The organism is Oceanibacterium hippocampi (genome assembly GCF_900172325.1).
GTDB classification, from domain to species: domain Bacteria; phylum Pseudomonadota; class Alphaproteobacteria; order Sneathiellales; family Sneathiellaceae; genus Oceanibacterium; species Oceanibacterium hippocampi.
Map to the genome: position 1 here is coordinate 250,533 of NZ_FWFR01000001.1, position 17,560 is coordinate 268,092.

The following is a 17,560-nucleotide window of genomic DNA, read 5'->3' on the forward strand; positions in this document are numbered from 1 at the left end:
GTCAGACGGAATGGGCTCAGGCCGCTTCGGCCGCCATCCGTTTGCCCTTCTCGACCGCGTCCTCGATGGTGCCGACCATGTAGAAGGCATTCTCGGGCAGGTGATCGTGCTTGCCGGCACAAATCTCCTCGAAGCCCTTGATGGTGTCTTCGAGGCTGACGAATACGCCCGGGAAACCCGTGAAGACTTCGGCGACGTGGAACGGCTGGCTGAGGAAGCGCTGAATTTTCCGAGCCCGCGACACGGTCAGCTTGTCCTCTTCCGACAGCTCGTCCATGCCCAGGATCGCGATGATGTCCTGCAGCGACTTGTAGGTCTGCAGGATCTCCTGCACCTGGCGGGCAATGTTGTAGTGACGCTCGCCGACGACGCGCGGGTCGAGCATGCGCGAGGTCGAATCGAGCGGGTCCACGGCCGGATAGATGCCGAGTTCCGCGATCGAGCGCGACAGCACCGTCGTCGCGTCCAGATGCGAGAAGGAGGTCGCCGGCGCCGGATCGGTCAAGTCGTCGGCAGGCACGTAGATCGCCTGCACCGACGTGATCGAACCCTTGTTCGTCGTGGTGATCCGCTCCTGCAGCGCACCCATGTCGGTGGCCAGCGTCGGCTGGTAGCCCACGGCCGAGGGAATACGGCCGAGCAGCGCGGACACTTCCGAACCGGCCTGGGTGAAGCGGAAGATGTTGTCGACGAAGAAGAGCACGTCCTGGCCTTCCTCATCGCGGAAATACTCGGCGAGCGTCAGACCCGACAGGCCGACGCGGGCACGGGCTCCCGGCGGCTCGTTCATCTGGCCATAGACCAGCGCCACCTTGGATTCGCCCTCGAGGTCGATAACCCCCGATTCGATCATCTCGTGATAGAGGTCGTTGCCCTCGCGGGTCCGCTCGCCGACACCGGCGAACACCGACACGCCGCCGTGGCCCTTCGCAACGTTGTTGATCAGTTCCTGGATGAGCACCGTCTTGCCGACGCCGGCGCCGCCGAACAGGCCAATCTTGCCGCCGCGCGCATACGGCGCGAGCATGTCGACGACCTTGATGCCGGTGACCAGGATCTGCGCTTCCGTCGACTGGTCGACGAAGGCCGGCGCCGGAGCATGGATCGGCGCGCGGCGCTTGGTCTTCACTGGACCGCGCTCGTCAACCGGATCGCCAACCACGTTCAGAATGCGGCCGAGCGTCTCCGGGCCAACGGGGACGCTGATCGCGTCGCCGGTATCGGTCACTTCCTGACCGCGGACCAGACCCTCAGTGGTGTCCATGGCGATCGTGCGCACGGTCTTCTCGCCGAGATGCTGCGCCACTTCCAGCACAAGCCTGCCGCCGTCCCTCTCGCAATGGAGCGCGTTCAGGATTGCCGGCAGAGCCCCTTCAAATTGCACGTCGACGACCGCGCCCATGACCTGCGTGATCTTCCCGACAATGTTCGTAGCCATCGCTATGCTCCTAAGCGCTAACGCGTTCTTTTATGACGTTGCGTCCGACCCTGGCTAAACCGCCTCGGCGCCGGAAATAATCTCTGTCAGTTCCGTGGTGATCGCCGCCTGACGCTCGCGGTTGTACCGGAGGGTCAGCTTGTCGATCATATCGCCCGCGTTCCGGGTCGCATTGTCCATTGCCGTCATCCGGGCGCCCTGCTCGGATGCCGCATTCTCAAGCAACGCCTTGAAGACCTGTACCGACAGATTGCGCGGCAGCAGGTCCGCCAGAATCTCTTCCTCGTCCGGCTCGAACTCGAAGGCGGCACCGTCGAGCGCGGCTTCCAGCGATTCGCCGTTCTCCGGCAACTCGACCGGGATCAGCCGTTGCGGCGTCACCACCTGGGAAAGCACCGAATGGAAGGCATTGTAATAGATCGTGCAGACGTCGAATTCGCCGGCCTCGAACAGCTTCATGACGGTCATCGCGACTTCGTGCGCCTGCTCGAAGCCGATATTGCGGACGGAGCCGAAGTCGGTCCGCTCGATCACCAGATTGCCATGGTTACGACGAACGACGTCATATCCCTTCTTGCCCACGCAGAAGATCTTGACCGTCTTTCCCTCGGCCTGAAGCGCGTCGACACGACGCAACGCGGCCCGGACGATGGACGAGTTGAAGGCACCGCAAAGGCCGCGTTCGGCCGTCGCAATCACCAGCAGATGCGTCTGATCCCCGCCGGTACCGGCAAGCAGCCGGGGCGCGTCGTCACGCCCGACCATGCCGGCGCCGAGAGCGCCCATCATCTGCCCCATCATTTCGGCATAGGGCCGCCCGCGCTCCGCCGCTTCCTGGGCGCGGCGCAGCTTCGAGGCGGCGACCATCTTCATCGCCTTGGTGATCTTCTGCGTCGACTTGACGCTGTTGATCCGGACTTTGAGCGCCTTGAGATTGGCCATGGACTGGGCCTTCTATTCGAACTAGCGAGCCGGCGGACTTAGCCGAAAGTACGGGCGAATTCACCGACGATCTTCTCGATCTTCTGATCGAGTTCGTCGGAGAGTGCCTGCTTTTCCCGAATCTCGGCAAACACGTCTTCATGCTTGCTGTGCATCTCGTCGAGCAGGGCCGCTTCGAAACGGGTCACCTCGCGGACGGCGATCTTGTCCAGATGGCCGCGAACGCCGGCAAAGATCGAGACGACCTGCTCTTCCATCGCCAGCGGCGAATACTGGTTCTGCTTCAGCAGCTCGGTCAGACGGGCGCCACGGGCCAGCAGCCGCTGGGTCGAGGCGTCCAGATCGGAGCCGAACTGGGCAAAGGCGGCCATCTCGCGATACTGCGCGAGCTCGAGCTTGATCTTGCCGGCAACCTGGCGCATTGCCTTGGTCTGCGCGGCGGAACCCACGCGGGAAACCGACAGGCCGACGTTAATGGCCGGGCGGATGCCCTGGTAGAAAAGCTCGGTCTCGAGGAAGATCTGGCCGTCGGTGATCGAGATCACGTTGGTCGGGATATAGGCCGAAACGTCACCGGCCTGGGTCTCGATGACCGGCAGCGCCGTCAGCGATCCGGAACCGCTTTCCTCGTTCATCTTCGCGGCCCGTTCGAGCAGGCGCGAATGCAGATAGAACACGTCGCCCGGATAGGCCTCACGTCCCGGCGGGCGGCGAAGCAGCAGCGACAGCTGACGGTAGGACACGGCCTGCTTCGACAGATCGTCGTAGATGATGACCGCGTGCATACCGTTGTCGCGGAAGTACTCGCCCATCACGCAGCCGACGAACGGCGCCAGATACTGCAGCGGGGCCGGCTCGGAAGCGGTCGCCGCGACGACGATGGTATAATCCATCGCGCCCTGATCCTGCAGCGTCTTCACGACCTGCGCGACCGTCGAGCGCTTCTGGCCGATGGCAACGTAAATGCAGTAGAGCTTCTTCGACTCGTCGTCGCCCGCGTTGATGCCCTTCTGGTTGATGATCGTGTCGATGGCGACGGCCGTCTTGCCGGTCTGCCGATCGCCGATGATCAGTTCGCGCTGGCCGCGCCCGATCGGCACCAGCGCGTCGAGCGCCTTCAGGCCGGTCTGCACCGGCTCGTGCACCGACTTGCGGGGAATGATGCCCGGCGCCTTGACGTCTGCCCGGCGACGCTCGGCGCCCTCGATCGGACCCTTGCCGTCGATCGGGTTGCCGAGACCGTCGACGACGCGGCCAAGCAGGCCCTTGCCGACCGGCGCATCGACGATGGCGCCCGTGCGCTTGACGATGTCGCCTTCCTTGATGGCGCTGTCGTTGCCGAGAATGACGACGCCGACATTGTCGGTTTCGAGGTTGAGTGCCAGCCCTTTCACGCCGCCCGGAAACTCGACCATTTCACCGGCCTGGACCTTGTCGAGGCCGTAAACGCGAGCGATGCCGTCACCGACCGACAGCACCTGCCCGACTTCCGAGACTTCGGCCTCGGCGTCGAAATTGGCAATCTGCTGTTTCAGGATCTGGGAAATCTCTGCGGCGCGAATGTCCATCACGCAATCCCTTTCATCGCGTACTTGAGATTCTGGAGTTTCGTGCGGACGGATGCGTCCACCATGCGCGAGCCGACCTGAACGATCAGCCCGCCGATCAAACTTTCATCGACGCTCGCCTCGACATTGACGTCGCGGCCCATGGCCCCGGCGAGCTGCTTCTTCAGCGCCTCGAGCTGGGTCTTGGTAAGCGCCTTCGCCGAAGTCACCGACGCCGCGATCTCGCCCCGGTGGGCGGCCAGCAGGCGGCGATAGCCTTCGATCATTTCGGAGAGGACGAAGAGGCGGCGGTTGCGCGCCACGACACCGATGAACTTGCGCACCGTGTCGCCGGTACCGAGCGCTTCCAGGACCGCCAGCATGGCCGCGGACTGGGCCTCTCGGCTGACCAGCGGGCTGCGCACCAGACGCCTGAGGTCCTCGCTCTCGGCGAGCGCGGCCTTGACGGTGGCGAGATCACCCGCAACGTCGTCCAACGCCTTCGCCTCGTTGGCGAGTTCAAATAATGCTGTCGCGTAGCGACCGGCAATGCCGCCCACGATTGACGATTCGGCCGTCAAGTATCCGACCTCCAGACCCGGTAAGGAGAAAGCGCGTAGCGCTTTGGTTTCCCACACAAAACCCTCCCGGCAAGGCACGTCTGAAGCGGCCTCGGCAGGAAGGCATCGGGGTTCTAGCACAGGCATCCCCGGTGCGCAACCGGACTCGGACGCGGTTTCGCGGGTCATTCGCGATGGCCGTTGAAGGGCCCGCCCGACGACGCTTCGGGGCAGCGAAATCCCGGCTTTCCAGGGCTCGCCTCACATGAAGGAATAGGGATCGATATCGACCTGCAAGCGGACATTGGCCGGAACCTGCACGCGCGAAAGCCAGCGCCGCGTAACCGTCTGCACATTGACGTCGCGCCCGGCTCGCAGCAGCAGGCGAAAACGGTGCCGGCCACGCAGCAGCGCCAGTGGCGCAGGCGCCGGCCCGAAGACCTGGCAGCCCGCCTCCCGCGGCGCCTTGCGCGCAAGGTCGCGGGCGACCCCGCCGGCGGCCGCGCCCTCGCCCGCCGACACGATGATCGCCACCAGTCGGCTGAAGGGCGGCATGCCCGCCGCCTGGCGTCCTTCCATCTCGCTTTCGATGAAGCGGCCCGGATCGCCGGCGCCAAGGGCGGCGATGACCGGATGCTCGGGCATCCAGGTCTGCAGGATGACGCGGCCCGGCCGCTCGGCCCGGCCAGCCCGGCCGGCGACCTGGGATATGAGCTGGTAGGTCCGCTCCCCGGCGCGAAGATCGCCGCCTTTCAGGCCGAGATCGGCATCGACAACGCCGACCAGGGTCAGGTACGGAAAATGGTGCCCCTTGGCCACGATCTGGGTGCCGATCAGGAGATCAATCTCGCGCCGCTCGACCGACGCCACCATCTCCGCAACCGCTTTCGGGCCACGCAGCGTGTCACTGGCCATCATCGCCAGCCGCGCCTCCGGGAAGCGCGCCGCCGCTTCCTCGGCCAGCCGCTCGATGCCGGGGCCGCAGGCCTTGAAGCTCTCATCCGCCTCGCATTCAGGGCATTGCTTCGGGAGGCCGCCTGAAAAGCCGCAGTGATGGCATTGCAGGCGCCCGATCAGCCGGTGTTCGACCAGCCAGGCGGAACAGTTCGGGCATTCCAGGCGGTGGCCGCAGGCGCCGCAGAGGGTCAGCGGCGCATAACCGCGCCGGTTCAGGAACAGCATTGCCTGTTCACCGGCGGCGAGCGTTTCCTCGAGCGCGGCGACCAGCGGCGGGCTCAGCCATTCCTGGCGCCCCGGCGGGGTCTTCCGCAGGTCGACCAGGGCAACGTCCGGCAACTCCGCGACACCGTGACGGCTCGGCATGTGGAGATGGCAATAGCGTCCGGATCGCGCGTTGGCGAGCGTCTCCAGCGCCGGCGTCGCGGTCGCCAGAACCGCCGGGCAGTCGTTGAGCCGGGCCCGCACGACCGCCATGTCGCGGGCATTGTAGGCGACGCCGTCCTCCTGCTTGTAGGCGGCGTCATGTTCCTCGTCGACGACGATCAGGCCGAGCGCCCGGAAGGGCAGGAACAGCGCCGAGCGGGCGCCGACCAGCACCCGGACGCGGCCGTCGGCGATGCCGCGCCAGACCCGGCGCCGTTCGCCGCGGGTCAGTTCCGAATGCCAGGCGGCGGGCGCCGCTCCGAATCGCGCCTCGAAGCGGTCGAGCCACTGCGCGGTGAGGGCGATCTCCGGCAACATCACCAGAACCTGGCGCCCGGCCTCCAGCGCCGCCGCGATCGCTTCGAAATAGACCTCGGTCTTGCCCGAGCCCGTGACCCCTTCGAGCAGCGTGACGGCAAACCTGCCGGCCTCGACCTGGCCGACCAGAGCACCAGCGGCGGCATCCTGCGCTTCCGAGAGCGTCGGTCCCGGGTGATCGCCGCGCGGCTCGGCGAACGGCGCTTCGGCGGCAAGCTGCACCGTCTCGAAACTGCCCGCCGATGCGAGGCCGTTAGCGACGCCCGCCCCGACGCCAGCCAGTTCCGCGATTTCCGAGGCGGTCCGCGCCAGTCCGTCGGCCATCAGTTCGAGCACGCGCGACCGGGGACCGGTCATCCGTTCGGGCGGCGGCCCGGCCAGCCGATAGGCCTTGCGGCCGGCTGCCGGCTCCAGCGCCTCGGGAACCGGGAAACACATGCGCAGCACCGCGCCGGGCGGGCTCAGCGTGTAGCCCGCGACCCAGTCGACCAGCCGGCGCAGTTCGTCCCGCATCGGCGCACTGTCAATCCGGGCCGCGACCGGACGCAGCTTGGCCGACGCCACCTCGCCCGACGCCGGTCCCCAGACCACGCCCATGACCTCGCGCTTGCCGAGCGGCGCCATCACGATGTCGCCCGGAGCGAGATCGAGATCGTCCGGCACCAGATAGTCGTAGGCACCGGCGAGCGGCAGCGGCAACAGCACGCTGACGCTGTCTCGCGACGCGGTGGACCGGGTTCCGGGATTATCGAAGGGCAGTTCGACCATGCCCCCGTTTAGCGCGCCGGACCGGCCGTCCCAAGGATAAAGCGTGGACCGGAAAGCCTTCAGTCGTCAGCAAGGCGAATGACGATCCGTTCCTTGCCCTTGCCGATATTGTCGCGCTTGCAGGCGATCCGACCGACCTCGCCGGTCCGCTTCAGATGCGTGCCGCCACACGGCACGGCCGCGAATCCGGGGATGCGCCAGAAGCGGCGCTCGGCCGCCTCGTCGCTGAAGGCGCTCTCGATCGCAAGGTCGTCGGCGACGATCGCATTCGCCGCCTCCTCCAGTGCGGGCAGCGCCGGTCCGATCGACCGGTCGAGGCGGAAATCGATCCGCGCCTTCTCGGCGGCGATATGGGCGCCGATCTTCTCGATCGGGGCGAGGTCGCGATAGACCAGCTCGAGGACGATCTCGGCGGCGAAATGCAGGCGCATCAAGCGCCGCCGCCGCTCCCCGTCGATGGCGATGGTCACGTTCATGCCCGGGGCAAGGCCATGACCCTCGGCCAGGCTGTAGACGATTTCTCGGCCGACCTTCCGGGCCTCGCGGACCGCGACCCCGCCGATCGTGCCCCGGTCGCTCTCCTGCCCGCCCGATTCGGCATAGAAGATGGTCCGGTCGAGCGTGACGTCCGCGCCGTCGACCAGAACGACGCGGGCCGTCGCTTCGGTGAGATAGGGATCGATCCAGAAAAGCTTTTCCGTCATGACAGTTCGCAGGCTCGCCGCTGCCGCATCCCGGCCGCGCCTCACTTTATCTCGCGCCGCCGGGGCGGCAAGCGGCGAATCAGGTGCGGCCGCTCGCGGGAAGCTGGCCAAGCCCGCGTGTCTGCAGGACCGCGTAGACAAGAACAGCAAGTGCGACCGCGACAACGGCGATGGCGCCCAGGCCCGTAAATTGCTCCCCGGCCAGGACGAGTAGCAGGACGCTGCCGGCGACCCAGCCGAAATCGGCGGCGATGATCGCCTTGATGGCGGCGCGCCAGTGCAGCTTGCGGCGCGCGACATAGAGGACATCGGCGGCGAACAGCAGCAGCCCGACGCCGACAATCCGCAGCCACCCGGCGGCATCGAGACCGAGCAGCGTGAACGGGGCGGCGAAAAAGAGCGATGCGAGCGTCCCGGCGAAAGTCACCAGGGCAAGACCGCAGAGCGCCGACGACAGGGCGTTGACGGCAAGGACAGCGGCAAGCGGTGAAGTGGATTTCGATCCGACGGACATCTGTGCCTCCGGTTGCTGGTGTATGATGAGCGGATGTTCGACCCTGCCGACGGCCGTCGACAATTACCCGCCAGGTAGGGGAAACTGGCCGGTGAGGCCGGGGTTAACTCCTTGCCCGCTCAGCCCCTTGCGTTTATTGAGAGGCGCGACGCAGCAGTACGGAAAGCCGCCATGAAGTTCTTCGTCGATACCGCCGATGTAGCCGAGATTCGCGAGCTGGCGGATGCCGGTCTCGTCGATGGCGTGACCACCAACCCCTCGCTGGTTGCCAAGAGCGGCCGCGACTTCTTCGAGGTCGTGCAGGAGATCTGCGGCATCGTCGAGGGTCCGGTCAGCGCGGAAGTAACCGCGACGGACGCGGACACGATGCTGAAGGAGGGCCGGAAGCTCGCCGAACTGGCCGACAATATCGCCGTCAAGGTGCCGCTCACCCGGGACGGGCTGAAGGTCTGCAAGGCGCTCAGCGAAGCCGGCACGATGGTCAACGTGACGCTATGCTTCTCGCCGGCCCAGGCGCTGCTCGCCGCCAAGGCGGGCGCCACCTTCATCTCGCCCTTCGTCGGCCGGCTGGACGATATCGGCCAGGACGGCATGGGCCTGATCGGCGAGATTATCGAGATCTACGACAACTACCCCGAACTCACCACCGAGGTGCTGGTCGCCTCGATTCGCCATCCGGGCCACATCATCGAGGCGGCCAAGCTCGGCGCCGATGTCTGCACGGTGCCGCCGGCGGTGATCTGGAAGCTGTTCGACCACCCGCTCACCGACAAGGGCCTCGCGGCCTTCCTTGCCGACTGGGAAAAGACCGGCCAGTCGATCCTGGAGCGGAAGCCGTGAAGCAGGGCGACCGCCCCGCCGACGACCCCGACGGTGACACCCCGCGCGAGCTCGCGCCGGAAGAGGTCGCCGACTGGCTGACCCGCCATCCGAACTTCCTGGTCGAGAATCCGGATCTGCTCGCGATCCTGACGCCGCCGGAGCATCGCCGGGGCGAGGCGGTTCTCGACATGCAGCGTTTCATGCTGGAGAAGCTGCGTAGCGAGCTCGACATCATGCGCTCGACCCAGGGCGAGCTGATCGCCACGACGCGCTCGAACATGTCGAGCCAGACCCAGATCCATGCCGCCGTGCTTGGCCTGCTGTCGGCCGGCGATCTCGAGCACCTGATCCACACCATGACCCAGGACTTCACGGAGATCCTGGATGTCGATGCGGTTTCGCTTTGCGTCGAGACCAATTCGCGATCGCCGCTGGCCACCGTCGACGGGGTCACCCGCCTGCCGCGCGGCACGATCGAGGACCTGATGGGCGAGGACCGACGCATCCTGCTCCGCGACAACACCGGGCCGGACCGGATGCTGTTCGGACCGGCCGCCGATCTCGTCCGCTCGGACGCGCTGGTCCGTCTGGTCCTGCCGAACCGGGCCGGCGAGGGCATGATCGCGATCGGCAGCCGGACGCCGGCCCGCTTCCATCCCGGACAGGGCTCGGAGTTACTGGCCTTCCTCGCCCGGGTCGTCGAGGATTCGATCAGATTGTGGCTGGAACGAAACGAGGACTAGGCCTCGCGGCCGCCCCGGATCTCGCCGCGGCGGTGCGCGCCTGGCAGGACTGGATCGCCGACGAACGGGCGCTCAGCGCCAACACGATCGAAGCCTACAGCCGCGACTTCCGGCGGTTTCTCACCTTCCTCACCGATCACCTGGGAAACGAACCCGACATCGCGGCGCTCGCCGCCCTCCGGCCGGGCGATTTCCGCGCCTTCCTGGCGCGCTGCCGGTCGGAGGGGCTGGAGGCACGCGGCCGGGCCCGGGCGCTCTCGGCACTGAAAAGCTTCTTCCGCCGGCAGGCCCGCCTCGGAATACTGAACAACCCGGCCCTCGATGCGGTCGGCGCGCCGCGTCTCCCCGTCTCGCTGCCGCGCGCGCTGGCGCCCGAGGCGGCCCGCGCGACACTTGCCAGCGCCAGCGAACTGGCGCCGCAGAACTGGGTCGGCCTGCGCAATATCGCGATCCTCACCCTGCTATACGGCGCCGGGCTGCGAATCGGCGAGGCGCTCGCGCTGGATCGCCGGCGGGCGCCTTTCGGCGGCACGCTGATTGTCCGCGGCAAGGGTGACAAGGAACGCATGGTCCCGATCCTGCCGATCATCGAGGAAGCGGTCGCCGCCTATCTCGCCGCCTGTCCGTTCGCCCTCGGACCGGAGGATCCGCTCTTCGTCGGCGTCCGCGGCAAGCGGCTGAACGCCCGGATCGTGCAGGGGTTGATGGTCGAGTTGCGTGGCCTGCTCGGCCTGCCGCCCGGGGCCACGCCGCACGCGCTCCGCCATTCCTTCGCGACCCATCTTCTGGCGGGCGGCGCCGATCTGCGCAGCATCCAGGAATTGCTCGGCCATGCCTCGCTGTCGACCACGCAGCGCTATACCGATGTCGACGAGGCGGCCTTGCTCCGGGCCTATGACTCGGCGCATCCGCGCGCCCGGAACTAGTCGTCGGCGCGACGCCCCAGAAGCCAGAGGACGAGCGGCCCGAGGGCGACGCCGAGCGCCAGGGTCGCGAAGCAGAGTCCCCAGCCGAGCGTGCTCTGCTTGCCGCCGCCCAGGTCCAGCATGACGCCGGAGATCAGCGGTCCGATCATCGCGAAGCCGAAGCCGATGAACGAATGCATCGCCATGGTGACGCCCTGTTCGCCCTTGCGCGCAGCGACCACGGCGCCGGCAGTCAGCGTCGCCGATTCACCGGTGACGAAGATCCCGTAGATCGTCGCAATGGTGGCGACCAGCAGGAAGGGCAGTCCGGCCGCGAAGCCGAAGACCGGCGCCAGCAAGGCCGAGCCCAGCATGATCCCGATCGCGACCCGTCGTCGGCCGTACTTGCGCGCCAGCTCGTTGCCGAGAATGCTCGCCGGCAGGCCCAGCATGACGACGAAGGTGGCCAGCGCGGTGACATCGAGCCAGCCGGGCGCCGCCGCCAGGCTCGCGGCGAAGGCCAGATAGGCGACCAGCCAGGCGCGGTAGCTCATCAGCTCGAAGCAATGCGCCGCGTAGGCGAGGATGAAGCTCATCGCCGGCCGGTTGGAAAGTACCGGCCGGGCATCCAGCACCTGGCGCAGCGGACGGCGCGGCGGCGCCGGTCGCGGCTTCAGGCAGAATGCCATGATCAGGAAGGCAAGTGGCGGCCCCGCGGCGGCGGCAAGGGCACCGACCTGCCAGCCGCCCATGGCTTCGAAGCTGCCGGTCAGCCAGAACGAGGCGCCGGTGCCGATCGAGAAGCTGGCGGTATAGAAGGCGACCGCCCGCGTACGGCTCGCTTCGGGCAGACGGTCGGTCAGGGCGCGAAGCCCGGTCATATAGGTTCCGGCGAGGCCGACACCGGAGACGAAGCGCCAGAAGGAGGCGCTCCAGAAGCCCTCGGCATGCCAGGCGAATCCGAGCGCGCCCGCGGTCGCGATCACCGCCCCGATCATGAAGATCCGGCGCGCATCGATCCGGTCGGTGAGGCTGACCAGTACCGGGACGGCAGCCATGTAGCCGCCGTAATAGAGGCCGTTGACCCAGCCGGCCTCGCTGCCGGTCAGATGCCAGAGATCGAAGAACGTCGGCAGCATCGCCGAGAAGGTCGCAAAGCCCGCAAGCGAGGCGACGAGCGCGGCCGCGACCGCGCCGATCATCACGCTGGCATTCATGCCCGTCGGCGCCCGTTCGTCACCGTTTCAGACCGCCGAGAGTGCCGACGGTCGGGTCACATCTGCCGCGACAGCTTGTCGACGTTGAGCGCCGCCTCGCGGACCGCCTCGTTGAGGGTCGGATGGGCGTGGCAGGTGCGCGCGATATCCTCGGCCGAAGCACCGAACTCCATGGCGAGAACCGCCTCGTGGATCATGTTGCCGGCTTCCGGGCCAATGATATGGACGCCCAGGACCCGGTCGGTGCGGGCATCGGCGAGGACCTTCACCATCCCCTCGGTATCGCCGTTCGCGCGCGCCCGGCTGTTGGCGCTGAACGGGAACTTGCCGACCTTGTAGTCTGTCCCGGCTTCCTTGAGCTGTTCTTCCGTCTTGCCGACGGTGGCGCATTCCGGCCAGGTGTAGACGACGCCCGGAATGACGTCGTAGTTCATGTGCGGCTTCTGTCCGGACAGCATCTCGGCCAGCACGACGCCCTCTTCCTCGGCCTTGTGGGCAAGCATCGGCCCGTCGATCACGTCGCCGATCGCGTAAACGCCCTCGGCGCTGGTCCGATAATGGTCGTCGACCTTGACCCGACCGCGATCGGTCAGGGCGATGCCGGCAGTCTCGAGCCCGAGACCTTCGACATAGGGCCGGCGGCCGATCGAGACGAGCACCACGTCCGCCTTCAGCGTCTCCGCCTCGCCGCCCTTGGCAGGCTCCAGGGTCAGCGTGACGCCGGCCCGCGCTGACTTGGCGGCGGTGACCTTCTTGCCGAGCCGGAACTCGATCCCCTGCTTCTTCAGGATGCGCTGCATCGTCTTGGCGATCTCGGCATCCATGCCCGGCAGGATGCGATCGAGGAATTCCACCACCGTGACCTTGGCGCCAAGCCGGCGCCACACGGTCCCCAGCTCGAGCCCGATATAGCCGGCGCCGATGACGACCAGTTCCTTCGGCACCTTCGGCAGCGCGAGGCCTCCGGTCGAGGAGACGATCTTCTTTTCGTCGATCTCGACACCGGGGAGCGGCATCACCTCGGAACCGGTCGAGAGCACGATATGCTTCGCCTTCAGGGTGCCGGCGTCCGGCCCCTCGATCTTGATCCGGCCGCCGCCGAGCAGCGTCCCCCTCCCCTTGATGTAGCTGACCTTGTTCTTCTTGAAGAGGAATTCGATGCCCTGGGTTAGGCCGTCGACGACCTTGTCCTTCCGCGCCAGCATCGTCTTCAGGTCGAGCTTCAGCCCGCTGACCGCGACGCCGTGCTCGGCCAGCGCATGCTCGGCCTCGGCATATTTCTCGGACGACTGCAGCAAGGCCTTGGAAGGGATGCACCCGACATTCAGGCAGGTCCCGCCGAGCGCTCCGCGCATTTCCACGCAGGCCGTCTTCAGGCCGAGCTGGCCGGCGCGGATGGCGCCGGTATAGCCTCCGGGACCGCCGCCGATGAAGACGACGTCGAATTCTTGATCGCTCATGGGTCAGTTCCCTTCAGGCGGCGCGCGTCTAGAGATCGAGCAGCAGGCGCCGCGGATCCTCGAGATTTTCCTTGATGCGGACAAGCGTGGTCACCGCTTCCCGGCCATCCACGATGCGATGGTCGTAGGAGAGCGCCAGATACATCATCGGGCGCACGACCACCTGGCCGTCGACGACCATCGGCCTCTGCTGCACCTTGTGCATGCCGAGAATGGCCGATTGCGGCGGATTGAGAATCGGCGTCGAGAGCAGCGAGCCGTAAACCCCGCCGTTGGAGATCGTGAAGGTCCCGCCCTGCAGGTCGTCAAGGCCGAGCTTCCCGTCACGGGCCTTCTTGCCGAGGGCGCCGATGGTCTGCTCGATCTCGGCGAAGCCGAGCTTGTCGGCATCGCGGAGCACCGGCACCACCAGGCCCGACGGGGTGCCGACGGCGACGCCGATATTGTAGTAGTTCTTGTAGACGATCTCGTCGCCCTCGATCTCCGCATTGACCGCCGGCAGCTCCTTCAGCGCCGCGATCGAGGCCTTGACGAAGAACGACATGAAGCCGAGACGAACACCGTGCTTCTTCTCGAAGCTCTCGCGGTATTCGTTGCGCACCTCCATCATCGAGGTCATGTCGACCTCGTTGAAGGTGGTCAGCATGGCAGCGGTGTTCTGGGCTTCCTTCAGCCGCTCGGCGATCCGCTGACGGAGCCGGCTCATCCGCACGCGCTCCTCCCGATCGGCATCGGGGCGCGGGCCGGCCGGCTTGGCCGGGGCCTTCGCCGCCGGCGCCGGAGCGGCGGACGGGGCCGGCTTCTCCATATGGGCGATGACATCGCCCTTGGTGACCCGGCCGTCCTTGCCCGTTCCTTCGATCGCCGCGGCGTCCAGCCCCTTCTCGGCGATCAGCTTCGCTGCCGCGGGCATCACGGCGGCGCCGTCGGCCGGTGCCGTCGGTGCCTCGCTCGCGGCCTTCGGCGCATCCTGGCTCGCCGCCTTCGCCGCCGGTGAGGATTCCTTCGCCTTTGCGGTCCGGGCGGCGGCCGGGGCGGCCTTGCCGCTCTTGTCGATCGAGCCGATCAGCGCGCCGACCTCGACCGTCTCGCCCTCCGCGGCGACGATCTCGGTCAGCGTGCCTGCCTCGGCCGCATTCACCTCGACAGTGACCTTGTCGGTCTCCAGCTCGACCAGCGGCTCGTCACGGGCGACGGCCTCGCCGACCTTCTTAAACCATTGTCCGATTGTCGCCTCGGTCACCGATTCGCCGAGCGTCGGGACACGGATTTCGACGGTCATGTCAGTTCTTCCCCTTCGGCCCCTCGAGGGCTTCGCTAATCAGTGCGTTCTGTTCCGCATTGTGCTGTTTCAGGAGGCCGGTCGCGGTCGAGGCGGAAGCGGCCCGTCCGGCATAGCGAGCGCGCTTGACATGCTTCATGCCGACATTGGCGAAGACCTGCTCGAGTTCCGGTTCGACGAAGAACCAGGCGCCCATGTTCTTCGGCTCCTCCTGGCACCAGACGACATCCTTGACGTGCTTCAGTTCCTCTAGCTCCTGCGCGAGCGCCTCGTGCGGGAACGGGTAGAGCTGCTCCAGGCGGAGGAAATAGACGTCGTCGAGACCCTTGGCATCGCGCGCCTCGCGCAGGTCGTAGTAGACCTTTCCGGAGCAGAGCACGAGCTTCTTCACGCCCTTCAGGCTGGTCGGGCGGTCGTTGTCGAAGAGCACCCGATGGAAGGACGAACCGGGGCCCATCTCCTCCAGCGTCGAGACACACATCTTGTGGCGAAGCAGCGACTTCGGCGCCATCACGACCAGCGGCTTGCGGAAGCGGCGGTGGATCTGTCGGCGCAGCGCATGGAAATAGTTCGCCGGCGTGGTGATGTTGCAGACCTGCATGTTGTCCTCGGCGCAGAGCTGCAGGAAGCGCTCGAGCCGGGCCGACGAATGTTCCGGTCCGTTGCCCTCGTAGCCGTGCGGGAGCAGCATCACGAGACCCGACATGCGAAGCCACTTGGCCTCACCGCTCGCCAGGAACTGGTCGATGATGACCTGGGCGCCGTTCGCGAAATCGCCGAACTGCGCCTCCCAGATCACGAGCGCCTTCGGATCGGCGAGGCTGTAACCATATTCGAACCCGAGCACCGCGGCCTCGGAGAGCATCGAATCGATGACCTCGAAATTGGCCTGCTCACCGCCGAGATTACTGAGCGGGATGAAGCGATCCTCGGTCTCCTGGTCGACCAGTACCGCGTGCCGCTGCGAGAAGGTCCCGCGCCCGGAATCTTGGCCCGACAGACGTACCGGGTAGCCTTCCTTCAGGATGGTCGCGAAGGCGAGTGCCTCGCCGGTCGCCCAGTCGATCCCCTCGCCGGCCTCGATGGTCTTCAGCTTGTTGCGGAGAATGCGGCTGAGTGTCCGGTGCAGGTTGAAATTCTCCGGCACCTTGCAGAGTGCCTGGCCAAGCTCTCGCAACGTGTCGACAGAGACCGCCGTCTTGCCCCGGCGCGGCCCGGTTTCCGCACGCTCGAAGTCCGACCAGCGGCCGTCGAACCAGTCCGCTTTGTTCGGCTTGTAGCTGTTGCCGGCCTCGAACTGCTCTTCGAGGAAGGTCTGGAACTCGGCCGTCCAGCGCTCGGGATCGTCCGGCTGGATGACACCTTCGTCGATCAGCTTCTTCGCGTAGATCTCGCAGGTCGTCGGATGTTCGGCGATCCTCCGGTACATCAGCGGCTGCGTGAACATCGGCTCGTCACCTTCGTTGTGACCGTGCCGGCGATAGCAGAACATGTCGATCACGACGTCCGACTGGAATTCCTGGCGGAACTCGACGGCGATCTTGGCGACATGGCAGACCGCTTCCGGATCGTCGCCGTTGACGTGCAGGATCGGCGCCTGGACCATCTTCGCAACGTCCGACGGATACGGCGAGGAGCGCGAGTATTTCGGCGCCGTCGTGAAGCCGATCTGGTTGTTGACGATGAAATGGATCGTGCCCGAGGTCCGGTAGCCCTTGAGCTGGGACAGCCCGAAGCATTCCGCGACCATGCCCTGACCGGCGAACGCCGCGTCGCCATGGATCAGCAGCGGCACCACCATATGCCCGACATGCTGGCCGATCAGCGCCTGCTTGGCGCGGACCTTGCCGATCACGACCGGGTTGACCGCTTCCAGGTGGGACGGGTTGGCGGTCAGCGAGAGATGGACATTGTTGCCGTCGAAGCTGCGGTCCGAGGAGGCGCCGAGGTGATACTTCACGTCGCCCGAACCCTCGACATCCTCCGGATGCGCGGGATTGCCCTGGAATTCCGAGAAGACCGCACGGAACGGCTTCGCCATGACGTTGGTCAGCACGTTGAGCCGGCCGCGGTGCGGCATGCCGAGCACGATCTCGCTGACGCCGAGCTGGCCGGCCCGCTTGATGATCCCCTCGAGCGCCGGGATCAGCGCTTCGCCGCCGTCGAGGCCGAAGCGCTTGGCGCCGGTGTACTTGACGCCCATGAAATGCTCGAGGCCTTCGGACTCGATGATCTTGCGGAGGATCGCGACCTTGCCTTCCGGCGTGAACTTGACCTCCTTGTCGGCACCCTCGATGCGTTCCTGGATCCAGGCCTTCTGTTCCGGATGCTGGATATGCATGAACTCGACGCCGATATTGCCGGCATAAGTTTGCCGGACGATCTCGACGATCTGGCGCATGGTCGCGGTTTCGAGGCCGAGGACATAGTCGATATAGATCTCGCGATCCATATCGGCTTCCTCGAAGCCGTAGGTCTTGGGGTCGAGTTCGGGATGATCGACGCCGACCTCGATCCCGAGCGGGTCGAGATTGGCCATCAGATGGCCGCGCACCCGGTAGGAGCGGATCAGCATCAGCGCCCGCAGCGTGTCGATCGCCGCGGCCCGGGCATTCTGGACCGGAACCCCCTTCTTCTCGGCGCGGATGGCGGCCTTCATCGCCGCCTCGCCGAGAATGCCCTGCTCGTCGTCCAGCCCGACACCGTTACGGGGCGCCCAGGGGGCACCCCGCAATTCGCGTTCAACGGTGATCGCCTCGTCGCCGAGTTGCTGGAAGAACTGCCGCCAACTCGGATCGACCGAGGCCGGATCCTTCAGAAAACGGCCGTGCAGTTCTTCGATGAAGCCGCTGTTGGCACCATACAGAAACGAGGTCACGTTGGATTCCCTGGTCATGCCGGTGTCGCGGCGGCTCTACGCCGCCCGCCTCTTGAATGCCCCATGCTATGGCATTACG

14 protein-coding genes are annotated in these 17,560 nt (G+C 66.4%); 3 read left to right on the top strand and 11 right to left on the bottom strand.

Going from position 1 to position 17,560, the window contains the following annotated elements:
- Positions 1 to 16: 16 nt before the first annotated feature.
- The 7 genes from atpD to OCH7691_RS01175 form a co-directional block, all read right to left on the bottom strand.
- The gene (gene atpD / locus OCH7691_RS01145) at positions 17 to 1,438 is read right to left on the bottom strand and encodes a F0F1 ATP synthase subunit beta (RefSeq protein ID WP_085881592.1); all 1,422 of its coding nucleotides are present in this window, start codon (positions 1,436 to 1,438) and stop codon (positions 17 to 19) included.
- A gap of 54 nt (positions 1,439 to 1,492) precedes the next feature.
- The gene (locus OCH7691_RS01150; RefSeq protein ID WP_085881593.1) at positions 1,493 to 2,380 is read right to left on the bottom strand and encodes a F0F1 ATP synthase subunit gamma; all 888 of its coding nucleotides are present in this window, start codon (positions 2,378 to 2,380) and stop codon (positions 1,493 to 1,495) included.
- 38 nt (positions 2,381 to 2,418) lie between these two features.
- Entirely contained in the window at positions 2,419 to 3,948 is a 1,530-nt protein-coding gene (gene atpA, locus OCH7691_RS01155; RefSeq protein ID WP_085881594.1) for a F0F1 ATP synthase subunit alpha, read from the bottom strand.
- Positions 3,948 to 4,508 carry a F0F1 ATP synthase subunit delta gene (locus OCH7691_RS01160; protein ID WP_085881595.1) on the bottom strand — a complete coding sequence of 187 codons (561 nt, stop codon included), beginning with the start codon at positions 4,506 to 4,508 and terminating at the stop codon, positions 3,948 to 3,950. The genes atpA and OCH7691_RS01160 overlap by 1 nt, the downstream gene beginning before the upstream one ends.
- 240 nt (positions 4,509 to 4,748) lie before the next feature.
- On the bottom strand, positions 4,749 to 6,956 hold the full coding sequence (locus OCH7691_RS01165) for a primosomal protein N' (protein WP_085881596.1): 2,208 nt from the start codon (positions 6,954 to 6,956) through the stop codon (positions 4,749 to 4,751).
- Between the two features lie 59 nt (positions 6,957 to 7,015).
- A complete protein-coding gene (locus OCH7691_RS01170; RefSeq protein WP_085881597.1) occupies positions 7,016 to 7,660 on the bottom strand; it encodes an alanyl-tRNA editing protein in 645 nt (214 codons plus the stop codon).
- 79 nt (positions 7,661 to 7,739) lie between these two features.
- Complete coding sequence (locus OCH7691_RS01175) at positions 7,740 to 8,174, bottom strand: hypothetical protein (protein WP_139839479.1); 435 nt, start codon at positions 8,172 to 8,174, stop codon at positions 7,740 to 7,742.
- 171 nt (positions 8,175 to 8,345) lie between these two features.
- On the opposite strand from OCH7691_RS01175, the gene fsa reads away from it, so the two are divergent.
- Genes fsa through OCH7691_RS01190 form a run of 3 tightly spaced genes read left to right on the top strand, consistent with a single transcriptional unit; the run spans position 8,346 to position 10,665 of the window.
- Positions 8,346 to 9,014, top strand: a complete 669-nt coding sequence (gene fsa, locus OCH7691_RS01180) for a fructose-6-phosphate aldolase (protein WP_085881599.1) — start codon at positions 8,346 to 8,348, stop codon at positions 9,012 to 9,014.
- A complete protein-coding gene (locus tag OCH7691_RS01185; protein ID WP_085881600.1) occupies positions 9,011 to 9,739 on the top strand; it encodes a DUF484 family protein in 729 nt (242 codons plus the stop codon). Before fsa ends, OCH7691_RS01185 begins: the two co-directional genes overlap by 4 nt.
- Positions 9,715 to 10,665, top strand: coding sequence for a tyrosine recombinase XerC (locus OCH7691_RS01190; RefSeq protein ID WP_085881601.1), 951 nt, complete (start codon positions 9,715 to 9,717; stop codon positions 10,663 to 10,665). The genes OCH7691_RS01185 and OCH7691_RS01190 overlap by 25 nt, the downstream gene beginning before the upstream one ends.
- Here the strand turns inward: OCH7691_RS01190 and OCH7691_RS01195 are convergent.
- Genes OCH7691_RS01195 through OCH7691_RS01210 form a run of 4 tightly spaced genes read right to left on the bottom strand, consistent with a single transcriptional unit; the run spans position 10,662 to position 17,499 of the window.
- Complete coding sequence (locus OCH7691_RS01195; RefSeq protein ID WP_085881602.1) at positions 10,662 to 11,861, bottom strand: MFS transporter; 1,200 nt, start codon at positions 11,859 to 11,861, stop codon at positions 10,662 to 10,664. The two genes, OCH7691_RS01190 and OCH7691_RS01195, sit on opposite strands and share 4 nt — an antisense overlap.
- Positions 11,862 to 11,917: 56 nt before the next feature.
- Entirely contained in the window at positions 11,918 to 13,321 is a 1,404-nt protein-coding gene (lpdA, locus tag OCH7691_RS01200; protein ID WP_085881603.1) for a dihydrolipoyl dehydrogenase, read from the bottom strand.
- A 28-nt stretch (positions 13,322 to 13,349) separates the two neighbouring features.
- A complete protein-coding gene (gene odhB / locus OCH7691_RS01205) occupies positions 13,350 to 14,603 on the bottom strand; it encodes a 2-oxoglutarate dehydrogenase complex dihydrolipoyllysine-residue succinyltransferase (RefSeq protein ID WP_085881604.1) in 1,254 nt (417 codons plus the stop codon).
- 1 nt (position 14,604) lies between these two features.
- A complete protein-coding gene (locus OCH7691_RS01210) occupies positions 14,605 to 17,499 on the bottom strand; it encodes a 2-oxoglutarate dehydrogenase E1 component (protein ID WP_085881605.1) in 2,895 nt (964 codons plus the stop codon).
- Positions 17,500 to 17,560: the final 61 nt, after the last annotated feature.